We start from the raw sequence: 24,494 nt of genomic DNA on the forward strand, positions 1-24,494 counted from the left end.
TTCGGCTGGAGGTGTCCGTTGTTCTGGAGTCGGTCATGGCAGTGCAGCGAGTGACAATCAGGCAAATCGCCTCTGACGAAATCGATGTTTTCCGAAGCATTCGGCTGGAGGCCCTTCGCTACGAACCGGCTTCCTTCGCGAGCCGATTTGAGGATTGGCAATTTCTTCCCAATGAAGAATGGCGCCGAAGGTTGGATGATCCTGTTATTGTCGCGTTCAGCAATGACGAGCCAGTCGGTATCATGGGGCTCGTGCGCTTTCGCCCGCGCAAAATGGCCCATCGCGCCACGCTTATCAGCGTCTATGTGCGAAAGAGCGAACGTGGGACGGGACTCGCTTCAAAGCTTTTGAGAGTGACTATGGATCATGCGACGCAGCTTGGGGTTCTCCAAATGGAGCTTACTGTCAACGCCGAGAATTCCGCCGCACTGCGCTTCTACCAGCACCATGGATTTGTCGAGGTCGGCCGGATACCTGGCGGAGTGCTCGATGGTGTCAAGGAAATTGACGATATCATTATGGTGCGGCGACTGGATGGATGAGGAGATATGGCGCCTCCCCGCTCCGGGCTCTTGCTGACACTCTGGCCAAACGTTAATTGGAGTGACGGCGAAATGTTAAATATAACAGCGGCAAAGCGTTAATTTGTAAGTCCTCGAAATGCTCATTTTCTTTCCAATGCTACCGGATTCTTTTGTATTCTCCGCAGGACATCACACAACTATAGGGCCTGTGAGTTCATGCTGAACCGCGACTTGCGGGCCGCTCGATCTTTGGTTGGGCTGTCCCTCAAAGGATCGGCCTCTTATCATATCGCTATCTTCGTCTGCTCGCGCCGGGGCTCAAAGGAAACATGCCGGCATCGTCGTTCCATGGATCGAACACCACCGCACCCGACGGCTTAGCGTCCTTCACGTTGCGCGTAACCAGATAAAGATCGTACTCGATTGCAGTTGCACCGAGCATCGTATCGATCACAGGGGGCGGATGGCCGCCCGCGCGCTTTACTTCGCCGGAAGTCCGGCCCCAACGACGAACGATATCGTCGTCCAGAGACAGAACACGCGAGCCGAAGCGGTCAGCCAGCGCATCGCGTGACGCGATGTAGCGCGGCCGATCGGCGTGGTCGTCAGGAAGGTTGTAAATTCCCTTGTCATATTCAGCGAGCGTCAGAACGCTGATGTGAAACGTCTCTTCGCTCTGTCGAGCCGCCCAGGCTTTTACCGACGGGGCACCCCGCGGATTGATCAGCGCGGCCACCACATTCGTGTCGAGCAGCCAGCCCCTCAAAGCTCGACGTCACGACCGTGATCGTCCTCTCGTGTCAGATCAAGCCCGTCGAGATGCAAACCCTCCATAAATTCGACGAACGGTGCGCGCGGCTTTTCCGGAACGAGCCGCTCAAACTCTTCCACGCTCATCACGACGACCGCATCATGACCGCGCACAGTCACGCGCTGCGGTCCGTCTTCGCGCGCATGCCGCACCACCTCGCTGAACCGCGCCTTCGCGTCTTCAAGTTTCCATCGTCCGCCCGATGTCCGGCTGCCAGACGTCTTTGTTTTCGCTACTTGCACATGCTTGCCCATGGGTTCATACCTAGTCAGATAGTCAGATATATAGCACGTCCGTTGCGGTACTTCCACATCGCGGTCCATGAAAAAGCGGGAAAGTGAGCGAGGAAAAAACCGGGCCCGTATCCATTGCGGCCTCCAGATAGCCAGCTTTCGTCTTGCCGCGCACTGGATCCAACGGGCCCGCCCAAAAATCAAAACTACAGCTGCGATGCTAGCTCGCTGCAGCAAGGCGGCGAGCTTTGCCGCAGCTGGATGAAATCTCCATGGTAGACTATCGTCAGCAAACCCATTTAACGTTGAAGATCGGATATCGCGTCTATCTGCGCCCAAATCCAAAGCGCCATCCGGCGTGTCTGAGCTCCTCGGAGAAGACTTGCACGCGGCTGATTGTCCAGGCTCCCCTCGCCTTAGTCCACGCATAGGCCGCGCGTCGGTTGAGTGTCCATCTTCGATGGTGCCCAACTGCACGAGGGTTTCGATGATCTCGTCGGCCTCTATTTGCAGATCCTGGCGACTGAAATGCCATGTCGCTTATGGCGTCGGCGGAACTGCAGGGCGACATCGCTTAGGAGCTGCCGGCGGCCGATCACCGTGCCATCGACCTGATGATAAGCTAGATCCGGTGAGAACAGCGCGCCGTATGCGGCTATGTCCCGGTTCAGATATGCCGCGCGGGCCACGGCGTGACGTTCATCTAACTCTTCTTCAACGCTCCTTGGCAGGACCATTGTCTTTCCTAAACAGGTAATAGAACCACTCCGGCAATTGAACGGCTGGAGCCGCGTGTTCCGGGCGATTGTGTTTTTAACGGTCTACGCCCGGCTTCTTCTTGAGACGAACACCGACCCCGCCACCGTTTTCGGGGATAAACTCTATTCCGGCAGCTTCTAAGGCCAGTTGCATGGCCTTTAGATTTGCGCTCGTCACCGAGGGCACTCCGTCTTCGACCTCTGCGCGGCTGACTGTCGCGACACCAATTCCCGCCGCTTGCGCAAGGTCCTTTGCACTCCAATGAATCATTGCTCGCGCCGCGCGCAGTTGCGTACCTGTGATTTTGTTGAACTCATGTGATTTCGAATTGATCAATCGAATCTCGTATGTTACGTAGGTGCTACTAGCAGCTGCACTCGGTGCTCGAACACCGAATGCAGCCTGACCACAACCAAGCTGTCAGGAGCTCGGATCATGGCTGATTCCGACAATAGCAGAACTTTGTCTACGGTCACACAAGGAGACCTCCATTCCTTCGTGGCGGCGTCTTTTCCCACACATCCTGAGCTTGCAGGCCGGCTTACGGGGCCTTTGGACATCCAGAATGACGATCTCGCCTTTGTCATTTGGCAACAATGGTGTGCGGCTCGGCACCAATTGATCGAATCATGTCCGCGGCAGCAAGGGCTCGAAAAGAGACTGCTCGCGATGGTTGGCACGCCATCCGAGGCGCCCGAGGCCTGGAAGGTCGCCGACGGTGAGATCGGATATAGCGAGGCGATCCAGGAAGAGGAGCGTGCGGCCGTTATGGAGGACGAGCTGGCCGAAAGGCTATGGTATACGCCAGCGGAATCGATCGTCGGCGTGAGCGTCAAGCTCGATGCCATGCTCGCCAAATGGCAACCATCCGCTTCAAGCGATGAATACCCCTGGCCACAGCTCCGTTCCGTCATCGCCGATCTGCTTGAGATCGACGCCGAAGTATCGTCTCGCGGTAGCTTCCGTCGTCAGGTCACGGCGGCGATGCAGGGTGCGATTCACGGTGTTTAGCGCAGCGCGTGCAGCGCTGTTCACGTTCGCTGTTTCGATACCACTCTAAGATTCCACCGGCTTTGTTCGGCTTCTTGGATTGTCTGTTCTCCTTGCTTGGCTTGGGCGGGAAGGCCTCAGGATTCGGTGTTCGGAGCGATTGCCGCGAGGCTGGTTATCGGGAGAACGGTACAAGCCCGATCCTTTAGGAAATCATCTCAATAGACATGCGTGGTGGGACCGCTTCCACCGCGGCGGCGCCGGTCGCGTCAAAAATCAAAAAGGGAACTTCATGATGACACTCGGAAATCCATTGCGTCGGCTCATCCTGTCCGCGTCGCTGATCCTGCTCGCGATCTGGACCGTACTGGCCGGGCCGGCACAGGCTCAGGAGCTGCGGATTGCGACCTCGTACAAGCTGATGACGCTCGATCCGCATTACGCAAACTTGAATGAAAATACCTCACTGCTGTCGCACATCTATGAGCGGCTCGTCTACCAGGATGAGCGTCTCGGTCTGAAGCCCGGTCTTGCCGTCTCCTGGCGGGCAACATCAGATACGCAATGGGAATTCAAGCTGCGGGAGAACGTTCGTTTTCACGACGGCTCTCCCTTCACCGCGGACGATGTGGTCTACACGATCGAGCGCATTCGAAATTTCCTGAACACGCCAAATGGCGGCTTTCGCTCCTACCTAACCGGCATCAAGGCGATCTCGGCGGCCGATCCTCTGACGGTTGTCATCGATACGGATGGCAACGTGCCCAACCTGCCGCTGGCGTTCTCCTCGATCTTCGTGATGCATCGGCCAAAAGGGGAGGGGTTCCAGACAACGGAGGAGCTCAATGCTGGCAGCCCTCCCGACGGCACAGGCCCTTACAAGTTCGAGAGTTGGAGTTCCGGCGAGATGCTGAAGCTCACGAGGAATGATGACTATTGGGGCCGCAGGCCCGCCTGGTCGACGGTGACCTTTCGGATCATCGAGAACCCCGCAGCGCGTGTGGCGGCATTGGCCGCCGGGGATGTCGACCTTGCAGACTCTATTCCGGCCCGTGACGTTGCGTCCCTGAAAAAGCGCGGAGTCCGGATTGAGGACATCAGTGCTGCGCGCATCAATTTCCTGCAATTCGACGTCGAGCGGGAAACGCTTCCCGATGTGACGGACAAATCCGGCAAACAGATTCCCAATCCTTTCAAAAACCCTTCGGTGCGGCGCGCGCTTGCGATGGCAACGGATCGCGGAATTCTCGTCGACAAGATTCTCTCCGGTTACGGAACGGCCGCGGCGCAGATTTTCCCAAATGGCTTACCCGGTACCTCGGCCAATCTGCAGCCTGAGGTCCCCAATTACAACAAAGCCAAAGCGCTGCTCGCCGAGGCCGGTTATCCAAACGGCTTTAATCTTGTCCTCGCAGGACCCGCCGGCCGTTATCCCGGCGACAGCGAGAGCCTTCAGGCAATTGCACAAAGCTGGGCTCGCATAGGTGTCGCCGTCCAACCTGCAGCCTTTCCGTTCTCGGTCTTCAACACGAAGCGTGCCAGCGGTGACTTTGCCGTCTGGTACGGCGGGACATCGGGTGAGGCGGTCGATGTCATTCTCCACGCTCTCCTGGCCTCGCCAAATTCCGCACGCGGAACCGGAGCCTTGAATTTTGGGCATTACCGGAACCAGGCTTTCGACGCGATGCTTGCAAAAGCCGAAAGCATTCAGGACGGGCCGGAGCGGAACAAGGCGCTTGCCGACGCGACGGACTTCGTGATGGCCGACCAGCCGATCATTCCGCTCTACCACTTCCATCATATCGTCGGCTTCGGCCCGAGGGTAGGCTCATACGTGATGCATCCCCGTGGCTGGACGACCGCGATGCAGGCCCTTCCAGTGACGGAGTAAGCGATCATGGCATTGATTTCAGCCGCATTGGGAAGACTGAGCCAAGCTTTCCTTCTCCTCATTGCCATGTCGTTGATCGGCTTCATCGGCGTTCACAGCATCGGCAATCCCGTCTTCAACATCGTCAACATCGAAACCGCCACGCCTGAGGATATTCAGCGCGCGACGGCGGCGCTGGGATTGGATCAACCGATCTGGCGCCAATACGTTCTTTTCATCGATAGCGTCATCCGCGGAAACTTCGGGACGTCGTACATCTATCATCTGCCGGCCCTCCAGCTGGTCATGAGCAAGCTTCCCGCGACGCTCGAGCTCGCCTGCGTCGCGATGCTCATCGCGGCTCCGGCCGGCACGGGAGTGGGGCTCCTCGTCGGCCGGAGGAAGGGCACGCTCCTCGATCGCTCCATCCTCAAATCGAGTGTGTTTGCGCTCAGCGTTCCCTCATTCTGGTTGAGCATGATGCTCATCCTCACGGGCGCCATTCTGACAGGCTGGTTTCCATCCGGGGGCAGGGGTGCGACAGCGAAGTTCATGGGGCAGGATTGGAGCGTCCTGACGTGGGAAGGGCTGTGGCATATGGCCCTTCCGGCGCTCGCTCTTGCGATCCCGAACATCGCTTTGATCGCGCGTCTGGCGCGGTCGGGCACGATCGAGGTCGAGAGCCTGGACTTCACACGGTTCTGCTGTGCGAAAGGGCTTTCTCCGCGGCGGATCTTGCTTCGTCACACGCTGCCCAACATCAGCATGCCGATCATCACGATCATCGGCCTGCAATTCGGCGGCATGCTCGCCTTTGCGGTGGTCGTGGAATCGATTTTCTCATGGCCAGGTGTCGGCAAGCTGCTGATCGATTCCATCCAGCTTCTCGACCGGCCGGTGGTGATGGCGACACTGACCTTCATCTCGGTCGTCTTCGTCGCTCTGAACGCCTTTGTCGATGTCTTCCACGCCGTGCTCGACCCGCGCGTGCGTCTGCCTTCATAAGGGAATCGTCATGAAAGCTCTTATTCTCCGTGCCTTGAGCGGGCGCCCTCCATGGCCAACGCCGACCGTGTCTGGCATTCTGCTCGCCACCTTCGTCCTGTTTGCTCTCATCGCACCGGTGGTTGCTCCGCAAAATCCCTACGACCCCCTACAAATCTATGGGTGGGAGGCATCTTCTCCTCCTGGCACGTGGGGAAGCGGCGGCTATCTCTACTTGCTCGGAACGGACGGGCTCGGCAGGGATGTCGTCAGCTGCATCCTCTATGGCCTGCGCATCAGCTTGGTTGTCTCGGTCACGAGTGCCGCGATTGCCGCCCTGATCGGGCTGACGGCCGGCGTCAGCGCAGCCTATTTCGGCAGATGGGCCGACATCGTGATCATGCGGCTCGTCGACCTTCAACTCAGCCTGCCGACGATCCTCGTCGCCCTGATCGCGATCGTCACGCTGGGACCAGGAATCGACCGGATCATACTGGCGCTGATCATCGCTCAGTGGGCTGGTTATGCCAGGTTGGCGCGGAGCTTGGCGCTCACTGAGACAAGCAAGCCCTACATGGATGCCGCGCGGCTCATGAGACTGCCGACATCTCGGATCATCTTCCGCCACCTTCTTCCAAACAGCATCGCGCCGGCGGTGACCCTGATACCGATCGAGATCGGCCACGCTATCGCGCTCGAAGCAACCCTGTCCTTTCTTGGCCTCGGTGTTCCGATCGACAAGCCATCGCTCGGCTCCACGGTCGCAAACGGGTTCCAGTACCTTCTGACGGGTCAATACTGGATCAGCCTTTTTCCTGGTCTCGCCCTCTTTGGCCTGATCGCAAGCATCAATCTCGTCGGCGAGGACGTTCGCCGACGTCTCGACCCAAGGAGCCGTCCGGAATGACTTATGAAAATGAAAAAACGCGTCTGCTTCGGGTCAAGAACCTCGGCCTTCGCCATCTCTCCGCATCCGGGCCGGTCACGATCCTGCAGGATGTGAGTTTCGAGCTCGGGCGCGGCGAGATCCTGGGCATCATAGGTGAATCGGGTGCCGGAAAGTCGACATTGGGCAATGCCGTCCTCGGCTTGCTTGCCCCTGAATTTCAGCGGGTGGCGGGGACGATTGAATTCGACGGCAGGCCGATCGGCGCTATGGAAGAAGCGGAGGGCGCCATCCGAGGGCGGAGGATATCCGCCATTTTTCAGGATCATACAGCTTCCCTCGATCCACTGATGAGTGTTGGCGCTCAGGTCGAGGAAACAATTCTGGCAGTCGATAGCTCCGTCTCGAGACGCGAGGCTCGCGCGCGTGCAGTCGAACTCCTGACCCGCGTCGGCATTCCGGAGCCGGAGCTGCGATACGGCAATTATCCTCATCAATTTTCCGGCGGACAAAGACAACGGGTGGTCATTGCCATCGCGCTTGCCGGATCTCCCGACATCATCATCGCCGACGAGCCGACTTCGGCACTGGATGCTACGGTCCAGAAGCAGATTCTAAAATTTTTTCGAGCCCTTGTCGACGAGACGGGCGTCTCCATCATCCTCGTCACTCACGACATGGGGGTGGTTTCTGAAATCACCGACCGGGTTCTCGTCATGAGAAAAGGCCAGGTGGTGGAGCAGGATCGCACCGCGACCGTTCTCGATAGGCCCAGGAACGACTACACGCGCGGCCTGCTTGCGGCAGTTCCACGCCTGCGGACTTCTACAACTGCAGCTGAGGAAGACGCAAAGGGCGATCGGAGCATCGCGACGCAGGAGGAGCCGGACCGCACGATCCTACTTACCGCAGCCGGCGTTTCGAAGAGCTTTTCGCCGGGCTTGTCGCGCTGCTTTAGCCGGGCCAACGCGAAGTTCACACTGCAGGATGTGAGCATCGAGCTGCCACGCGGTGCGATCGTCGGGATTGTTGGCGAAAGCGGAAGCGGAAAGACAACGATCGGCCGTATCGTGGCCGGATTGGACACGGCCTCAGCCGGCAGAGTAACGATTGGCGCAACTGAGTTCGATATTTCCAAAAGCAGTCGCCGCAACGGTCTCCTCGGTCGCGTGCAGATGATCTTCCAGGATCCCGCGGTCTCGCTAAATCCCAGGATGACCATAGGAGAGACCTTGCGTGAAAGCATCCGGTTTGGCGCAGGTATGCAACCCAATGATGAGCTGGGGGAGACGGCAGCGATGATGGATCGGCTGGGTCTCCCCCGAAACCTTCTCAGCCGCTATCCGCACCAGTTGTCGGGTGGTCAAAAGCAGCGCGTCTGCATCGCTCGGGCACTATTGGCGAGGCCTGAGATCATCATTGCGGATGAACCAACCTCGGCGCTCGACGTGTCCGTACAGGCGGACATCATCAGGCTTCTCAAGGAGAGCATCGAGGAGCGGGAAATGACGATGATCTTCATCTCCCACGATCTCGCCGTCGTGCAGCAGCTCTGCAGCTCTGTCTATATCTTCAGGGACGGCCGGGTCGAGGACTTCGGGCCTTCCGATTTCATCTTCTCGCAATCCCAAAATCGTTACACGCGCGCCCTCGTCGAAGCACGGCCCAGCCGGTTCACCTGTTGAGCTCGCCGAGCTGTTGCGGCCAGGTTTGAACTCCCGCTTTCCAAACGTTGATGGCGCTTCGCAGCCAAAAGGTGATTAATGAATGACAGGTTCACGTTGGCCGTCACGGGCCAATCCCTTATAAAATACGACATCCGCGCCATTCGCGCGCCCGCCTTCCACGAAGTGCAAGCGATTCTACAGGAAGCGGACCTTTCATTCACCAACTTTGAGGGCACCATCCTTGGAAGCCATGGCGGATGGCCGCTCAAGGGATCGTTCTTTGGCTCCAGTGAGCCCGTCGTTCTGGATGCACTTCACGCCAGCGGATTTGGGGCACTTTCGCTGTCGAACAACCATGCCTTCGATCTTGGCCCGCCCGGCGTGCTGTCGACCCTGAACGAGGTTGAGAAGCGAGGCTTTCTCCACGCCGGTCTCGGCCGAGACCAATTTGAGGCTTCGCGGGCCGGCATCGGGACAATTGCCGGGCGGCGTATCGCCATCGTAGCGATGGACGGCGGACCGGGTCCCGATTTTATGTATGCAGCGAATGCTGACATAGGTCGGCCGCCGCGGCCAGGCGTGAACCGGCTGCGTCTGTCGCAGGTCATCGAAGTCGATGAGACGGCGTTCGGCCAGCTCCGCTCCATTCGGGAAAGTGTCGGCTACACTGCGATCGACCTCACCAATGACAGCCAGCCGGACGATCCGCCGCTTGTTGATCCGCAAGAAGAGATCGGGATCGCGCGCGCAATCTTCAAACGATCCGACAGCTACGGAAGGAGCGTCAAAGTCGATGAAAACGACATTGCACGGAACCTGGCGGCGATCGCTTCCGCTGCCGGTGAGGGGCGCCTCGTCATAGCTTATCTGCATCATCACCACTGGGCATCCGACTGGTACCGGGTGCCAGAGTGGGTCAGCGGGGTTGCCAAGCGGTGCATCGACGCGGGCGCCGCAATGTTCGTCAGTCACGGCGCACCGGTGCTTCAGCCCGTGGAGATCTATCGTCGCCGCCCGATCTTTTACAGCCTGGGAAATTTCATCTTTCATGTCAGGTCGGAAAAATCGACATGGCAGGCGCCGGAAGTGTGGGAAAGTGTTGTCGGCCTATGTTCTTACGGGCGAGACAATGATCTGAGCGACATCAGATTCTATCCTGTCGTAATCGGCGGTGAGGACGGGTTGAAGGACGGATTGCTCGAAAGCCGGATGGTTCCCCACCTTACGACCGGGAGCAGTGCAATAAGAATCCTCCAGCGCTTCAAGGAACAGTCGGCAGAACTGGGCGCGCAAATCGAACTGGAGCAAGGGGTCGGCGTTCTTCGCGTCCAGACGTCAGCTGAAACGTGACCTGGCCCCATGCATAGAGGCTGTATGATTTGGGAGGCGAGAGGACGGAAGCCGATCGTCGGCTGTTCTTGGAGCAGCCTCGTAGCGCATCATTATCCGTCGCGAGTGAGGGAATGGAATGGATTCGATTGAACAAGGAGCGATGCCCCCGCGCGATGAGCTTGTCGCCCGGTTTTTCCGCTACGCCGCTATAGAGAGCCAGAGTGACGCCGCGTCGTCGCATCCGCCCTCTTCTCCGGGTCAGCTTGAGCTCGCGAGGCTGCTGGCGCAAGAACTGCGCGACCTTGGCGTTGATGATGTCATCGTCGACGAACATGCCATCGTGACCGGCATGAAGCGCGGCAACAGGCGAGGCGGGCCACGCATCGGGTTCATCGCCCATCTTGATACGGTCGATGTCGGCCTATCGCCGGTCATCCGGCCGCAGATCAAACGTTTTGAGGGACAGGATTTGTGCCTCAACCCCGAGGAGGATATCTGGCTTCGGGTCGCAGACCATCCGGAAATTCTTCCCTGGCAGGGAGAGGACATTATTCTCAGCGATGGCACGAGCGTACTCGGGGCGGATAACAAGGCGGCGATCGCGGTCATCATGACGCTTATGGGACGGCTTGATTCATCCGACACCCATGGCGATGTCTTCGTCGCCTTCGTTCCGGATGAGGAGATCGGACTGCGCGGCGCCAAGGCTCTCGATCTGAGCCGCTTCCCATGCGACTTTGCCTATACCATCGATTGCTGCGAGCTCGGTGAGGTCGTCGTCGAAAATTTTAACGCCGCCGCCGGCGAGATCGTCTTTACCGGCGTCAGCGCGCATCCAATGTCCGCGAAGGGCGTGCTCATCAATCCGCTGCTGATGGCGCTCGACTTCGTTTCCCATTTCGACCGCAACGAAACACCTGAATGCACAGAGAAGCGAGAGGGGTATTTCTGGTTCAAGGATCTTGTTGCGAACGACACCGAGGCGCGGCTCAAGGTCATGATCCGCGACTTCGATAACGCCATGTTCGAACAACGAAAACAGCGCATCGGCGATGTCGCGGAACGGATCGGGTCGCAATATCCGTCCGCATCGGTACATTACAGTGTAGCCGACACCTATCGCAATATCGGGGACTGCCTTAAGGGCGATGACCGCTCAGCCGAACTCTTGTTCAGCGCGTTGGACAGGCTCGGGATAGAGAAAAAACTCACGCCGATGCGTGGCGGAACCGACGGGGCGGCCCTATCTGCGCGCGGTCTGCCTACCCCGAATTTTTTCACCGGTGCTTATAATTTCCATTCGCGCTTCGAATTCCTGCCGATTCCGGCGTTCGAAAAATCCTACGAGACCGCCTTCATGCTCTGCACTCTTACAGCAGAACGCGGCGCGAAAACGCGTGACGCTAAAGGGTCGATCCGGATCGCGCGAAGCAGCGCGAGCTAACTCGTCAGATTGGTGCGAACGACCTTGGGAGCAGTTTGAGGTTCACTAATCCACAAAAAGGGTAGGGTGGATAGGTTAGGAGATCTGCGAGAAGTGTCACGTCGTTTGATTCGATGTGTGTCCATGCGCTGGAGCTAATGGCCGCAGGACACGCCGGGTGCAATTCGACCCGACCGGGATCGAGGACTAGCGGTTTGGGGCGAACCGCGGACTAAACTTGGGAGGATCGATAATGAATTTGAGTGACGCGACGGTGTCGGATACGAGTGAACTGCGTCCGGTGATCGGGCTTACACGGGGTCTGAATACCGCAGATATCGAGATTTTGACGGTCAACGCCATACGTCTCCACCGACAACTCGTGGAGAAAGCCGATCAGCTGTTCCAAGCATTGCCGGCAGACCATAAAACGGGACAGGCGATTGGCGGAGAGCAGCATCTCAAATACGTGGAAGCTATGATCGCGATGCACGCGCAGATGAAAGCCCTCAATACATTGGTCAGGATTCTGGGTTTTATCCCCAACGTATCCGTCAATTGATGCTGTCGATCAGATGAGCCCTGCCCGGATGGCCAGCGCAACTAGGTGCGGCATGGTGTGAATCTGAAACCGCTTCCTGGCTTCTTCGAGCTTGCTTTTGACGGAATTGTATTTGACGCCCTCCAGATCGGCGGCTTCGTCCATCGTTTTACCGACCGCGATCCAGTTGAGATACGCGGCCTCCTTCGGGTCAAGCCAGGCCGGGTGCTGGTCACTAGGTGTTAGAGGCAGGAATGACATACGGGTGTGAAGTTGGCCGACGGCGGCGGCCGCCGCAACAGGATCGATATCGCGTTGGAGGTCAATTGCGGATTTATCGGAGGCAAGCGTGAACATGGAAGTCGATCCATTGGCAGCTTTAATGGGTATGGTGATCCCAGAGCGGATCCCGAAATCCGCTGCCCAGTCAAAGAACGCCCGCTCTTCCTTGGAACGGTGCCGCCTTTCTACTTCTCCGCTCCACCGAAACACCCGCTTCAGCGACTTTGCGCGGTTTACGATCGGGTCGATGGCCTCAAATTTTCGTTTGAAATAGATCGACCGCCATTCGGCAGGATAATTCGATGAGGCGATGGTGTGACCCGGTCGAATGAATAGATAGGCGTAGCCGAAAAATCCCGCTTGGTCGGCAAGATGGGTCAGAGCATCCTTGAGAACATCTTCGTCGCCCCGAAACGCGGCAAGGTCAATTAGCTTGTCCAGCCAATGTTGCATATTTTACTCCGTAAATTGTCAGACGGGACAGGTCACGAACTATTCCTCAACAAAAGTATTTGGCCGAGTATGCAATCTTAGATGGAAAATCAGATAATCTAGTTTATGGAACCGTGATTGACGTGAGATGTTGAACGACGCATCTTGCGTGCCACGCGACGTGTCCATGAATGATTGAGCGCAATCCGAATAAGCATTGCGTTCGCAGTCCCATCCCTCCCGAACCTCAGAATTTCAGGTTCCCTCAATCAACCGCGCGCTGAGCCGCCTTCAGCGTGTTGCTCATCAACATGGCGATCGTCATCGGCCCAACCCCACCCGGCACTGGCGTCACAGCACCGGCGATGCATGCCGCATCGGCAAGCATCACATCCCCCACCAGTCGGGTTTTCCCTTCACCATTTTCAGGTGCTGGAATCCGATTAATCCCGACATCGATAACGGTCGCGCCTGGCTTTATCCAATCACCGCGAACCATATGCGCCCGACCGACCGCGGCAACCAGAATATCTGCCGTACGGCATATCGCCGGCAGGTCTCGTGTTCTTGAATGCGCCATTGTCACAGTGGCATTGGCAGCCAGCAACATGAGCGCCATAGGCTTTCCGAATAGGTTGGACCGACCGATCACAACTGCATTAAGGCCTGACAGATCACGGCCATGGACCTCTTCCACCAGCAGCATGGCGCCGGCCGGTGTGCACGGCAGGAGACCGCTTTGCAGGTCTCCCACAGCAACCTTGCCGGCATTGATCACATTGAGGCCGTCAACATCCTTATCCGGCGAAATGGCTGCGATCACAGGTTCCGGCGATAAGTGTTTTGGTAAGGGTAGTTGCACCAGAATGCCATGTACGTTTGGATCGAGGTTCAGCCCCGCAACGAGTTCCTCGAGCGTCTCCTGTTTGATATCCGCAGGCAAGCTACGCTGTATCGAGTGGAACCCGCATTGTTTTGCCATGCGGCTTTTGGCGTTGACATATGCATGGCTCGCCGGATCGTCCCCGACTATGACGACCGCAAGGCAGGGCTTAACTCCGCTTTGGAACTCCAGCGTCGACGCGCCTTCAGTCACCGTTGCAATTATGGCGTTTGCAACTTGCTTTCCATCGATAGTTCTGGCCATCGTTCAGCCCATCCTTTCGGACGCATAAGAGCCGGCGCTTGGCGGGAACACGACGGTCCGGTTGCCATTGATAAAGGTGCGGTGATGAATGTGCGCATGAATGGCGCGCGCCAGAACCAGCGCCTCGACATCGCGGCCTAGCGAAACATAGTCCTGAGCGGACTGCGCATGAGTGACGCGCACCGTGTCCTGCTCGATGATAGGCCCTTCATCCAGGTCAGCAGTGACGTAATGGGCTGTCGCACCGATCAATTTGACGCCGCGTTCATAGGCTTGCTTATAAGGATTGGCTCCCTTGAAGCTCGGCAGGAAGGAGTGATGGATATTGATAATCCGACCGGACATCTTCTGACACATTTCATCCGACAAGATTTGCATGTAGCGGGCGAGGACAATCAACTCCGCTCCGGTCTGCTCCACGAGGCTCATGATCCGGGCTTCCGCTTCCGTCTTATTGGCCTTCGTTACGGGAATGTGATGGAAGGGAATGTCATGGTTCACCACGAGCTTCTGGTAGTCAAAGTGATTGGAAATGACACCGACGACATCGATAGGGAGTACCCCGATCTTCCAACGGTAGAGGAGATCGTTCAGGCAGTGCCCAAAACGGGAAACCATGAGCATAACCTTGACCCGCTCGTCCGCGGCGAAGATTTGCCATACCATATCGAACTTCTCTGCGACCGGCCGAAACGCTTCGATCAGCGTTTCCCTTGTCGCGCCTTCCTCAGACACAAAGCCGATACGCATGAAGAATTGGCCAGTCTCCAAATCGTCGAACTGCGAGGAGTCGACGATATTGCAGCCCTTGTCAGCTAGGAGGCCGGATATGGCCGCCACGATCCCGCGAGTTGTCGGGCATGATACTGTAAGAACGAGGTTTTTCATCACTTTATCCCAATAGTCTTCGATTAGATTGTCACATCGAGCCGCACGCCGTGCCCTGAACATTCAATAGGCATGGCTTCGTGCGCTAGAGTTCTCTGCTTGCGCCACCGGCTATGCGGCCACGGTCCAGAACGATGATTCCGGAAAGGAACTTCATCGGGTTGCGCTGAAACACGACGAGGCGCTTAAAAAAATTGCCTACATGCATGGGGCCAAACGTGACCGAGCGTCTGATGGAGATCACGAGCAGCGCCATTCAATCGCAGGCGCATCCAACGACTGCCCGAGGAAACCTGACAATTATTTAGAGGCCGCAGTCTCCTATCCGACCTTCATGCGAACGTCGGACGGGAGATCAATTCAGTGGCTGCAAGAGCGCTAGACTACTGCGACGTCTGCGCGACGGTTGTCTTGCTTGTATGGCGCAGGCGCTACAATTGCGCGAATTTGCTTCTGCGGATGTCCCGGGTTCCCCCAAACAACAGTGACTTCAGTACCCGGTTCGGCGTGCTGAACATCGATAGTGCATAGTGAGAGCATCTTCCGGAAAGAATAGCTGTAACCGCGAGACGTCGTCACCCCGACGATTTGTCCGTCCTTCAACACCTTATCTGCATACATAAAGCCACGCTGATCTCGTGGCATCTCCATGAAGTCGTATGACGGCCCTCCCCTGAAGAGAGAGGCATAGACATCGGCGACATCCTCGGCGTTCCAGACAAGGGTCCGAATGGTGCGTTTCGGGGCCACTACCTCCTTCTCTAGCGCCTCGCGACCGATAAAGTCGTGATCCAGCACCACCCGCTTCCCCCAACCAAGTTCAACAGGATTGCGGTACCAGTCTGAAATGTCGCCACCTTCAAAGCTTCCAGCCACGTTGAAGGTGGAAGCGAAGGCCGGCATCGCGGATTTGAACTCCGTTAAATAATCCTTCATGTCCTCGCCAAAGATCGCCGGCAGGTAGTCGGTGACGATCGTCGGAAAGCAGGCCTCAAGGTGGTTGATGAACGCCGTACGTCCTCCGAGCTGGCGTATGCCGAACTCTTTTCCCGCTTCCATGATGGCCTGATAGACTTCCTGGCTTTTTGCGATGTCGCCCTGGAGCTCGTAGCCGATCTCGCCGGCCATTCCCTGTCGCAGAGCGAGAACATCACAGCCAGCGATTTGGACGCGTCCATTGTGCATGAACTTGACGTCGCGAAGACTTTGACCGCACGCCTTCTCCACCACGTGGATCGCAGTCGGGCCGGAAACCTGAAAATTGAACCAGTCGTCAGGCTTCGAAATGACCTTGTAATTCCCGTGCCGAAGCTTGTAGTCCACCCAGAAGGTGCCTCGGCCGAAAAGCATCACTTCATCGTCACTCAGCCGGGTTGCGATACCTTCCGCAATGATCTTTCCGGCCTCTGTCGTATGAATGACGTGCTTCGACTGGTTCACGGCGAACTTTTCGAAACTGTTGACGGACACGTCGGAGAGCAACTTCAGAACGTCCGGCCCCTTGAAGCGCCGCTCCCACAGGAAGGACCAATCGCCGATATAGCAAGTTTCTTTCCAAGACAGACTCTCATCCTGCCAATCCGTGTATTCCGGCTGCCCCCAGCGGGACGTAAAGTATCCCGGCGGTGTCCGACGAAGATCGTGCATGTTCATTTTTTTCCTCCCTTGAGATGGTGGACAGCTCCTGTTGGTCGGAAGTTCTCGCCGACTTCAGGCTCGTCGCTTGCCCACGGAATTTTCTGTTTGAATGCCTTTAGTATCTGGAGGTACCGCGCCGCGCAGAACGAATGCTCCAGCGCGAGCGCTTGGGCTCGGGCACCTTTGCCAAGTTTGATGCATTCGACGATTGCTCGATGCTGCTCTTGTGCCATCAGCAGCACACGCTGCACCGATGGCTTGTCGAGGCTGAGCGATTTGACAAAAGCGTTTGCCGAGGCAAACGGAAGTGATTTGATCTTTTCAAGGGAGCGCTCGACCATCTGACTGCCCGAAGCTTCAACAAGAAGTTCATGAAATCGGTCGTTGAGACGGACATAGTCGTCCTGGTCGATAGTGTCGCTGAGATTATCGACGACTTCATCGAGCTGGATCACGCAGGAATACATTTCGGAGATAACGCCAGATGTCGCATTGCCCTCTGCCGCGAAGCGGGCGGCGAGACCCTCAAGCGTGCCACGGATTTCGATCGCCTGATAAATATCGGCTTCCGTATAAGTCTTGACGGTGAAGCGGTTGGAAGCAGTTCGCTCCAGCAAACCTTCATCCGCCATTTGATTGAGCGCCGATCTCGCAGGTGTTCGCGACACGCCAAACCGCTCCGATATAAACGGCTCGGTTATTCTTTCCCCAGCAAGCACTTCGCCGTCAACGATAAGCCCGCGAAGGCCTAATACCGCTTTGAGCGTTTGCGACTGCGAATTGTCATTCTCCGAAGCCATTCTATCCTCCCCGATGGCGAGACTACTGCTACACAGAAACGTATACGTTGTCTAGGCTGCGTGGAGAAAAAACGATTAAATTAGTGGAATATGGCTCAAACCGTATACCTATGGAAGTTGGATGGGCCCCTGGAAGCATGCCGGGACCGGCCCTATGCCCATGATGCGTGGCGGAACGCCGGCTGCAGCGCCGCCCGAGGATGCGGGCGATCGCCGCAGGCCCTATTTCATCGACGACGCCTCAGAGGCGATAAGCGGTGCAGCAGCACCGTCGTTCACGCCCGATGCGTTCCACGCAGTGACCGTTCCGCCTTACTTCCGAGCTTGGCGAGTGCTTCTATCGAGGTCGCACGTGGATGCTCGTCCTTGCCCACAACAACGGGATTACCCTTGGCCTGCTTGGAAACGAAATTCTCGGAAAAGGGGCAGATTGCTGGCTGGTTCAGTGTCGGATCGAAGGGGATTCAGGACGCCGCTTCAATCCCCTTCAAGCCGAACTCAATCCCCGGCTCCGGTATCTTGAGGATGAGGACGATTATTATTGGCTGGCATCAACGTCTGTCGTTGTCTGGAATGCTGAAGTATTCGATGAACTCTTTACAGACATCTCTGACGACACCACTGGCCCGACACTTTGGTGCAACCGAGAAACTGGCAAGGTGTTCTCGCCTTATGATGGCGGCTTTGACTTGTTTCCGACCACTATGGTGGAAGCCGCCGAATTAAAGAGCCGGTATGGGCAATGGCTGTCCCCAGAACAGTCCGGCTTGTAGCGATCCAGTAGCGGTTGACGTCCGCGATAACAGCAGAAAGCTTGTCGCGACTTCTCCAATCGCCTCAGGTGACAAGTTCCGTCATTTCAACTCTATCCTTCCCTTTACAACGCCTCCAGGCACATCGCGACGCCCATGCCGCCACCGATGCAAAGGGTCGCAAGACCCTTCTTGGCGCCGCGGCGCTTCATCTCGAACACCAGCGTGTTGAGGATGCGGGCGCCCGACGCACCGATCGGGTGACCGATGGCGATCGCACCGCCGTTGACGTTGACGATCGAAGGATCGAGGCCGAGGTCCTTGACGACGGCGCAGGACTGCGCGGCAAAAGCCTCGTTGGCTTCGACGAGATTGAGATCGCCAATTTTCCAGCCTGCCTTTTCAAGCGCCTTGCGAGAAGCCGGGATCGGGCCCGTACCCATGATCGACGGATCGACGCCGGCGGTTGCCCAGGAGACGATACGCACCAGCGGCGTGATACCGCGGCGGGAAGCTTCTGCTTCCGTCATCAGCACAGCAGCGGCGGCGCCGTCATTCAGGCCCGAAGCATTGCCGGCAGTCACGGTGCCTTCCTTGCCGAAGGCGGGACGCAGCTTGGTCATTGCGTCGATCGTCGCACCGGCGCGGATGTATTCGTCGTTCTCGACGGTCACGTCGCCCTTCCGCGTCTGGATCAGGAAGGGGATGATCTCGTCCTTGAAGCGACCAGCCGTCTGCGCGGCCTCCGCCTTGTTCTGCGACGCAACGGCGAACTGGTCCTGCTCGTCGCGGGAAAGCTGCCACTGGCGGGCGATGTTTTCCGCCGTGATACCCATGTGGTAGCCGTAGAAGGCGTCCGTAAGGCCATCCTTGATCATCGTGTCGATCATCTTGAAATCGCCCATCTTCACCCCACCGCGCAGATGTGCGCAATGCGGCGCCATGGACATTGACTCCTGACCGCCTGCCACGATGACCTTGGCGTCACCCAGCGCGATCTGCTGCATGCCGAGCGCGACGGCACGTAGACCCGATCCGCAGAGCTGGTTGACGCCCCAGCCGGTGGCCTCCTTCGGCACGCCGGCCTTCATCGCCGCCTGGCGCGCCGGGTTCTGGCCTTCGCCGGCCGGCAGGACCTGTCCGAGGATCACCTCGTCCACTTCGGCGGCATCGACGCCGGCGCGCGACAAGGCTCCCTTGATCGCCGCGGCGCCGAGATCATGTGCTGGCGTATCGCTGAAAGCGCCGTTGAACGAGCCGACGGCGGTGCGTCCGGCCGATGCGATCACGATGGATGGCGTATTCATAGCACTTCTCCCTTAATGGCGCTCTCGTTGCCCAGCCAATCCTACGAAAGATAATGGGCCGTCGTTTTCGAACGAAGCTCTTCGTCACCTACCCCCGCAGCTCTTTCTACTATCGAGAATGGTGCGTTTGGTGCAGAGCGCTCGAAGACCGCAAGATCAGTGATTATCGTGTCGACGACGCCGAGACCAGTCAGCGGCAGAGTGCAAGTCGGAATGAATTTGGGCGAACCGTCCTTGGAAACATGTTCCATCAGAACGATGACCTTTTTGACTCCCGCGACAAGGTCCATCGCCCCGCCCATCCCCTTGATCATCTTGCCCGGGATCATCCAATTGGCGATATCGCCACTCTCGCTAACCTCCATGGCGCCGAGCACAGTCAGGTCAATGTGACCGCCCCGGATCATCGCAAAACTGTCAGAGCTCGAGAAGTAACTGCTCTGCGGCAACTCGCTGATCGTCTGCTTGCCTGCGTTGACCAGATCCGCATCCTCTTCGCCCTCGAAAGGAAAAGGTCCGATGCCGAGCATGCCGTTTTCCGACTGAAGGGTCACTTCGATCCCGGTTGGGATATGATTGGCGACAAGCGTTGGTATACCGATGCCCAGGTTCACGTAAAATCCATCCCGCAGAAATTTCGCGGCGCGCGCCGCCATCTGGTCGCGTGTCCAGGCCATCAAGCGATCTCCCTCTTTCGCACGGTCCGCGCTTCGATCTTCTTGTCGTAAGGGCCGCCCATGATCAGCCGCTTGACATAGATGCCCGGCAAATGGATCGAGTCCGGGTCGAGTGACCCGGTCGGTACGATTTCCTCCACTTCGGCAACACAGATTTTCGCCGCAGCGGCCATCGGCTGATTGAAATTGCGCGCAGTCTTTCGAAATATCAGGTTCCCGGCTTCGTCGGCCTTCCAACCCTTGATGATGGCAAGATCGGCAAAAATGCCGCGTTCGAGCAGATATTCCTGCCCGTCGAACATCTTAGTCTCTTTGCCCTCCGCGATCACGGTCCCGACGCCGGTCTTGGTATAGAATCCGGGAATTCCCGCGCCGCCTGCCCGGCATCGCTCGGCAAGTGTACCCTGGGGACAAAATTCAACTTCAAGCTCACCCGCCAGATACTGCCGCTCGAACTCTTTGTTTTCGCCGACATAGCTTGAGATCATCTTGCGCACTTGGCGCGCCCTCAACAGCTTTCCGAGTCCTTCATTGTCAATACCGGCATTGTTCGACGCGATCGTCAGGTTCTTCACGCCAGAATCTCGTAATGCATCGATCAGCCGCTCAGGTATTCCGCAAAGGCCAAAACCACCGGCGCAGATTTGCATTCCGTCAAAAAGCAGTCCTTCGAGCGCCGCCTGTGCGTCCGCATAGACTTTTCGTGTCAAGATTTCCTCCCTCGCCCAGTGGGACGACGGAACACGATTTTATTGATTACTTCCAATGAATTGTTTTTTCCGATATTGATAAGCAATGTCTATTGATCGCATCTCTCTTTATCATTTAGATACGCTGATCTGCATTTCACAGCTTGGAACTTTTGCGGCGGCGGCTGAACGCCTCAATACGACCCAACCTGCTGTTTCTGCCCGAGTCACAGAGCTTCAGGACCGCCTGGGAATGACGCTCTTCCAGAGGAGTGGGCGAAACATGATCCTGACGCCGGAAGGTAGAAAGCTTGTGCAGGAGTATCTCCCGGTCTGGGAGAAATTACGCGGAATACTGCTGCGAACAGCCGAATTCGAGCAGTTGAGCGGTGTCGTCCGAATCGGTGTCGGAGAGATCGCTGCGGCGACGTGCCTTCCGCCTTTCGTGGCTGAGCAACGCATCAGCTTTCCCAGATTAATTTTCGAGATTGATGTCGAACTCACCGCCCAACTCATCCATGGTGTCCTCACCGGGAAATTCGACTTTGCGCTCGCGGCCGGATCGATCGCTCACCCTGTCTTGAAATCAACCCCGATTGGCGTCGCCAAGATGCTATGGGTGGCCTCACCTCAAATAGCATCTAAGCTGCAGCCGGGCGCAGTGCATGAAAATCTTCCGCTTTGGTCGCTTCCCGGTCACTCCCCGCTCTATGGCGCGATGCGGCAAGGCCTCTCAGAAAGTGGGCTGTCCGATCAATCTATAAGCTTGTGTAACAACCTGCGGACGATGATCGACATTGTCGTGATGGGAGGGGGATTGGCGCTTGTGCCAGAAGCGATGGTGCGAGATCATGTCCGAGGAGGGCAACTGGTGCCGGTCCTTGAGGACGTCAAAGTCGATCCCATTGCGTTTCAGATTATCAGTCGATTGATGGAAAGGGACCCCGTGGTCGTCGAGATGCTGCGAATAGCAGAAGGCATGGATCTCGGCGCAGGCTCTTATTCTAAAATTGGTAGGAGTTCGGATACGGACACATGAGATCGCCGCAGAACATGCGGCTATTCTCCTTATAGAAGAACAGATTTTCGATACCCGGATAGCCGGAGCCCTAACCTACATCCGAGGCCAAAGCAGCAACGATGCATGCGCGATTTGGCGAGCTTGCGTGCACGACGAACGTCAACGCAATGACTAAAGCAGAGATTTGTCATTAAACATATTGCACTTCAGCCTCGAATGGTCATCCGGAGTGGGCTGCACGAACGCTTCGGCACACTGTTAACCCTGCATAGGATGGTCGGCAACTGGGCGAGCATGACCCGAAGGTCGACAAATACTGCAAGTCTTAGTTCGGCTGAGCTTAGTCAACTTAACCGGTGCACTCACTGACGGTTGACGTAGCCTTCGATCCACTCAACGGTTTTTGAGATGCCACCAAATGGGTAGAAGTGGAGTTTGACGGCGCCATGCTTGCCAACAAGGCCAACGGAGAGCTTGTTGACAAACCGATCCGGACCAGCCGAGCCTAGCAAATGTCCGATTGAGATTCCATATTTCGCGAGCACAGAGGCAGAAGCGCCCACGCCGCACCGAGCCGCATAGCGGACCAATGTACTGACGCTGGTGGGACCCGGTACGCCAATTTCCACAGGAGCGCCAATGCCTCTTCCGCGCAGGGCAGCAAGCCAACTGAGTACTCGATCCGCGTCAAAGGCGAATTGCGTAACGATGAGAGGACTCATGCCTCGCCCCTCAATCGCCGAGCACTTCGCGGATAGCACCTTCCAACACTCTTCCTCCGACATGTGCGGATGCCCGTCAGGGTGGCCGCCAATGCCTAGAATGCGCACACCATTGCTTTCGAACACGCCGGTCTCGATAAGACCAAGGCTGTCCGAGAATGGTCCTGTTGGCTTGCCATTGTCGCCCGCGATCACGAAGCAACGATCGACTTGCCCCACGACCCGGGACTGCCGAATGTTATGTTCCAGTTCCTCTCTCGAACTCACGCTGCGTGCGGCAAAGTGCGGCATCGGTTCGAAGCCAAGGTCGCGCGTCGCCCTGATCGCCGACAGTCGGACGTCCAATGCCTCGCCGGGCAGCGCCGTGACTGACACCGTTGTTCCAAGGGGCAGAGCACGCTGCGCCTTCCTCAGCGCTTCAGTGTCCTTCGTGGTGATCTCGAGGGAGAAGGCATCAACTAATTTACGGTCGGAGCCGGCGAAACTTCCGGCTGGGATGGGAGATGGTCTCATTCGATCGTTCTCGTCAGCCACCGTCCGCCCTAGCCGGCAATGAGCGGGGGGCGATTCGGTGGATCGTTGATGGTATGGCTCGGCGGCTGAAGCCGCCGCTTGATACTTCAGTTCTTGCGGTAGTCCTCTCGGGCGACACGCGAATAGGGCGCGGGACTCACAATCGCGCGAATGGGCACTATGTCTGTCGATGGGGTCATGTGGTTTCCAAATCCCCCGCCCGCTTCGCCCCAGTGCAGCGTGACCTCGTCACCGATCTTGAGAGATTCATCGACTAGAGACAGTGTGAGAAGCGCGCGCTCAGTAGCAAGATAGGATGTGTAATGGGCTGTGCCGACTTCCTTACCGCCGGACGTAACCGAAAAATACTGAATGTCGATCTTGTCGCACATGACGGGGAGGTGAAGGAACCTCACGTCTTTCCCTTCCGGCATAAGCATCTCTTTGAAAAGATTGGCGGCGTCGTCTTGATCCCAAGCGAGCGTGACCTTCTGCAGCTTGGGTCGATCGATCAGCGCGCGTAGCGCGTCACGACCCACAAATTCGTGATCCATGTGGACGAATCGCCCATAACCAATATCTTGCGGGGTGCGGTAATATTCCTCGAGCGTGGCTCGCTTCTGCGAGCCTGTAACGCGGGTCAGCCCCTCAAGGTGATCGCCGGGGACCCACTCCCGATAGGCGCGAAGATCGTTATCGGTGTAGATTGCTGGCAGCACCGACTGAAGCCAGCCGGATTCGATCGCCGAGCTGAGATAGGCCGCCGCACCGACCTCAAGAATGCCAAACTCCTCGCCTGCCTCAAGGATCGTCCCGCGGATCTTGTCGCGAGCTTCCCAGGGACCCCAAATCTCGAGACCGGGCGTGCCAGCCATGCCATGGCGAAGACCGCGCATCCGGTAACCAGCAACGTTGATTTCGGTGACATTGAAGAACGAAACGTCCTCGACCTTGCCGCCATTGAGCTTTTCGATAAGCGCCCAGGCCTTGGGGCCCTGGATCTGATATCGGCAGTCGGGTCGAGTGTTGGCATATCCGTTCGCGTAGACAGGCGATCGCGGGTCAATCGAGGCCGTTACGTCGAAGTCAAGGATTTCGGCATGGTAGGCAAGCCAGTTGAGAATGAAGGGGCCGATAGCAGAGAATTTGTTTTCTTCGAGCTGTAACAGGATGCCGTCCCCGACCATATAGCCGTTTGGTGCTACGCAGATGATCTGAAAGGCCCGGCTGGGATTGGCGTTCGCGAGATTATTGCAAGCCATGTGGCTGAGAAAACGTTTGGCATCCGGGCCACTTATAATGACGGCCTGCATATGGTGCGACTGGTCGAGGAGAGCAACGCCGTCTCGCCAAGCGCGCTGTTCACGCTCCCAATCGGTGAATTCGTAGGGGACCTGGGGAACGATCAGCTTTGGATCCCAATCGCGATTACTGTGCCGGTGTGCCTTATTACTGCGGAGGTATTCAAGTGGCGTCCCAGCAGCATCGATTTGGCGTTGAAGGCTCTTCTTTGTCATTCTGCTTCTCCCATAGCAGGTTTGTATTTGGGTAAGATGGGTGGCGACCCCGGGGTGCGCCGCTCCAACCTATTTTCCTCCATCTGAAC

General features: G+C 57.3%; 25 protein-coding genes and 1 pseudogene. 11 read left to right on the forward strand and 15 right to left on the reverse strand.

Translation table 11 applies throughout. From position 1 onward, the window contains the following. The first annotated feature begins 35 nt into the window (after positions 1 to 35). Positions 36 to 542, forward strand: coding sequence for a GNAT family N-acetyltransferase (locus tag HGP17_RS10850; RefSeq protein WP_168808728.1), 507 nt, complete (start codon positions 36 to 38; stop codon positions 540 to 542). Between the two features lie 274 nt (positions 543 to 816). Here the strand turns inward: HGP17_RS10850 and HGP17_RS10855 are convergent, their stop codons facing one another. The 4 genes from HGP17_RS10855 to HGP17_RS10870 form a co-directional block, all read right to left on the reverse strand. After that, on the reverse strand, positions 817 to 1,290 hold the full coding sequence (locus tag HGP17_RS10855) for a type II toxin-antitoxin system VapC family toxin (RefSeq protein ID WP_168808730.1): 474 nt from the start codon (positions 1,288 to 1,290) through the stop codon (positions 817 to 819). Next, positions 1,287 to 1,589, reverse strand: a complete 303-nt coding sequence (locus tag HGP17_RS10860; RefSeq protein WP_168808732.1) for a type II toxin-antitoxin system Phd/YefM family antitoxin — start codon at positions 1,587 to 1,589, stop codon at positions 1,287 to 1,289. The genes HGP17_RS10855 and HGP17_RS10860 overlap by 4 nt, the downstream gene beginning before the upstream one ends. 482 nt (positions 1,590 to 2,071) lie before the next feature. Further along, positions 2,072 to 2,305, reverse strand: coding sequence for a hypothetical protein (locus tag HGP17_RS10865; RefSeq protein WP_168808734.1), 234 nt, complete (start codon positions 2,303 to 2,305; stop codon positions 2,072 to 2,074). A 76-nt stretch (positions 2,306 to 2,381) separates the two neighbouring features. After that, complete coding sequence (locus tag HGP17_RS10870) at positions 2,382 to 2,663, reverse strand: helix-turn-helix domain-containing protein (RefSeq protein ID WP_246704018.1); 282 nt, start codon at positions 2,661 to 2,663, stop codon at positions 2,382 to 2,384. 333 nt (positions 2,664 to 2,996) lie between these two features. Between HGP17_RS10870 and HGP17_RS34005 the strand changes: the two genes are divergently transcribed. The 8 genes from HGP17_RS34005 (at position 2,997) to HGP17_RS10910 (ending at position 12,041) form a co-directional block, all read left to right on the forward strand. Continuing rightward, positions 2,997 to 3,338 (forward strand): hypothetical protein, encoded by a 342-nt coding sequence (locus tag HGP17_RS34005; RefSeq protein ID WP_348648913.1) that lies wholly within the window; start codon positions 2,997 to 2,999, stop codon positions 3,336 to 3,338. A gap of 274 nt (positions 3,339 to 3,612) precedes the next feature. Then, positions 3,613 to 5,208, forward strand: coding sequence for an ABC transporter substrate-binding protein (locus HGP17_RS10880; RefSeq protein WP_168809132.1), 1,596 nt, complete (start codon positions 3,613 to 3,615; stop codon positions 5,206 to 5,208). A gap of 6 nt (positions 5,209 to 5,214) precedes the next feature. Then, positions 5,215 to 6,192 (forward strand): ABC transporter permease, encoded by a 978-nt coding sequence (locus tag HGP17_RS10885; protein WP_168808738.1) that lies wholly within the window; start codon positions 5,215 to 5,217, stop codon positions 6,190 to 6,192. Between the two features lie 10 nt (positions 6,193 to 6,202). Then, positions 6,203 to 7,078, forward strand: coding sequence for an ABC transporter permease (locus tag HGP17_RS10890; RefSeq protein ID WP_168808740.1), 876 nt, complete (start codon positions 6,203 to 6,205; stop codon positions 7,076 to 7,078). Next, a complete protein-coding gene (locus tag HGP17_RS10895; RefSeq protein ID WP_168808742.1) occupies positions 7,075 to 8,742 on the forward strand; it encodes an ABC transporter ATP-binding protein in 1,668 nt (555 codons plus the stop codon). The genes HGP17_RS10890 and HGP17_RS10895 overlap by 4 nt, the downstream gene beginning before the upstream one ends. A 78-nt stretch (positions 8,743 to 8,820) precedes the next feature. Beyond that, on the forward strand, positions 8,821 to 10,074 hold the full coding sequence (locus tag HGP17_RS10900) for a CapA family protein (RefSeq protein WP_168808744.1): 1,254 nt from the start codon (positions 8,821 to 8,823) through the stop codon (positions 10,072 to 10,074). A 142-nt stretch (positions 10,075 to 10,216) separates the two neighbouring features. Continuing rightward, positions 10,217 to 11,500 (forward strand): peptidase T, encoded by a 1,284-nt coding sequence (gene pepT, locus HGP17_RS10905; protein WP_168809134.1) that lies wholly within the window; start codon positions 10,217 to 10,219, stop codon positions 11,498 to 11,500. A gap of 232 nt (positions 11,501 to 11,732) precedes the next feature. Beyond that, positions 11,733 to 12,041, forward strand: a complete 309-nt coding sequence (locus HGP17_RS10910) for a transcriptional repressor TraM (RefSeq protein WP_168808746.1) — start codon at positions 11,733 to 11,735, stop codon at positions 12,039 to 12,041. A gap of 9 nt (positions 12,042 to 12,050) precedes the next feature. On the opposite strand, the gene traR is transcribed toward HGP17_RS10910, so the two are convergent. From traR to HGP17_RS10940, 6 genes and pseudogenes are all read right to left on the reverse strand, one after another. After that, positions 12,051 to 12,755 (reverse strand): transcriptional regulator TraR, encoded by a 705-nt coding sequence (traR, locus tag HGP17_RS10915; protein ID WP_168808748.1) that lies wholly within the window; start codon positions 12,753 to 12,755, stop codon positions 12,051 to 12,053. Between the two features lie 244 nt (positions 12,756 to 12,999). Beyond that, positions 13,000 to 13,881, reverse strand: coding sequence for a bifunctional methylenetetrahydrofolate dehydrogenase/methenyltetrahydrofolate cyclohydrolase FolD (gene folD, locus HGP17_RS10920; protein WP_168808750.1), 882 nt, complete (start codon positions 13,879 to 13,881; stop codon positions 13,000 to 13,002). 3 nt (positions 13,882 to 13,884) lie between these two features. Next, complete coding sequence (purU, locus tag HGP17_RS10925; RefSeq protein WP_168809136.1) at positions 13,885 to 14,769, reverse strand: formyltetrahydrofolate deformylase; 885 nt, start codon at positions 14,767 to 14,769, stop codon at positions 13,885 to 13,887. A 378-nt stretch (positions 14,770 to 15,147) separates the two neighbouring features. Next, the gene (locus HGP17_RS10930; RefSeq protein ID WP_168808752.1) at positions 15,148 to 16,422 is read right to left on the reverse strand and encodes an aminomethyl transferase family protein; all 1,275 of its coding nucleotides are present in this window, start codon (positions 16,420 to 16,422) and stop codon (positions 15,148 to 15,150) included. Next, positions 16,419 to 17,207 (reverse strand): GntR family transcriptional regulator, encoded by a 789-nt coding sequence (locus tag HGP17_RS10935; protein ID WP_168808754.1) that lies wholly within the window; start codon positions 17,205 to 17,207, stop codon positions 16,419 to 16,421. Before HGP17_RS10935 ends, HGP17_RS10930 begins: the two co-directional genes overlap by 4 nt. 138 nt (positions 17,208 to 17,345) lie before the next feature. Then, positions 17,346 to 17,605, reverse strand: a pseudogene (locus tag HGP17_RS10940) (3-oxoadipyl-CoA thiolase); the annotation flags it as partial. Between HGP17_RS10940 and HGP17_RS10945 the strand changes: the two are divergent. Beyond that, complete coding sequence (locus HGP17_RS10945; RefSeq protein ID WP_168808756.1) at positions 17,564 to 17,980, forward strand: hypothetical protein; 417 nt, start codon at positions 17,564 to 17,566, stop codon at positions 17,978 to 17,980. The pseudogene HGP17_RS10940 and the gene HGP17_RS10945 overlap by 42 nt on opposite strands. Before the next feature lie 104 nt (positions 17,981 to 18,084). Here the strand turns inward: HGP17_RS10945 and HGP17_RS10950 are convergent, their stop codons facing one another. From HGP17_RS10950 to HGP17_RS10960, 3 genes are read right to left on the reverse strand one after another with little or no spacing between them, the layout of a single operon-like run. Further along, a complete protein-coding gene (locus HGP17_RS10950) occupies positions 18,085 to 19,266 on the reverse strand; it encodes an acetyl-CoA C-acetyltransferase (protein ID WP_168808758.1) in 1,182 nt (393 codons plus the stop codon). Between the two features lie 41 nt (positions 19,267 to 19,307). Then, positions 19,308 to 19,943 carry a 3-oxoacid CoA-transferase subunit B gene (locus HGP17_RS10955; protein WP_168808760.1) on the reverse strand — a complete coding sequence of 212 codons (636 nt, stop codon included), beginning with the start codon at positions 19,941 to 19,943 and terminating at the stop codon, positions 19,308 to 19,310. Beyond that, on the reverse strand, positions 19,943 to 20,653 hold the full coding sequence (locus HGP17_RS10960; protein WP_168808762.1) for a CoA transferase subunit A: 711 nt from the start codon (positions 20,651 to 20,653) through the stop codon (positions 19,943 to 19,945). Before HGP17_RS10960 ends, HGP17_RS10955 begins: the two co-directional genes overlap by 1 nt. An 85-nt stretch (positions 20,654 to 20,738) precedes the next feature. On the opposite strand from HGP17_RS10960, the gene HGP17_RS10965 reads away from it, so the two are divergent. Further along, positions 20,739 to 21,671, forward strand: a complete 933-nt coding sequence (locus tag HGP17_RS10965; RefSeq protein ID WP_168808764.1) for a LysR family transcriptional regulator — start codon at positions 20,739 to 20,741, stop codon at positions 21,669 to 21,671. Positions 21,672 to 22,015: 344 nt separating this feature from the next. Here HGP17_RS10965 and HGP17_RS10970 read toward each other — a convergent pair whose 3' ends face one another. Both HGP17_RS10970 and HGP17_RS10975 read right to left on the reverse strand, forming a co-directional pair. Then, positions 22,016 to 22,888 carry a methylenetetrahydrofolate reductase gene (locus tag HGP17_RS10970; protein WP_168808766.1) on the reverse strand — a complete coding sequence of 291 codons (873 nt, stop codon included), beginning with the start codon at positions 22,886 to 22,888 and terminating at the stop codon, positions 22,016 to 22,018. Positions 22,889 to 22,995: 107 nt separating this feature from the next. Continuing rightward, the gene (locus HGP17_RS10975; RefSeq protein WP_168808768.1) at positions 22,996 to 24,405 is read right to left on the reverse strand and encodes an aminomethyl transferase family protein; all 1,410 of its coding nucleotides are present in this window, start codon (positions 24,403 to 24,405) and stop codon (positions 22,996 to 22,998) included. Positions 24,406 to 24,494 lie beyond the last annotated feature (89 nt).

Source organism: Rhizobium sp. P38BS-XIX, from assembly GCF_012641435.1.
GTDB lineage: Bacteria > Pseudomonadota > Alphaproteobacteria > Rhizobiales > Rhizobiaceae > Rhizobium.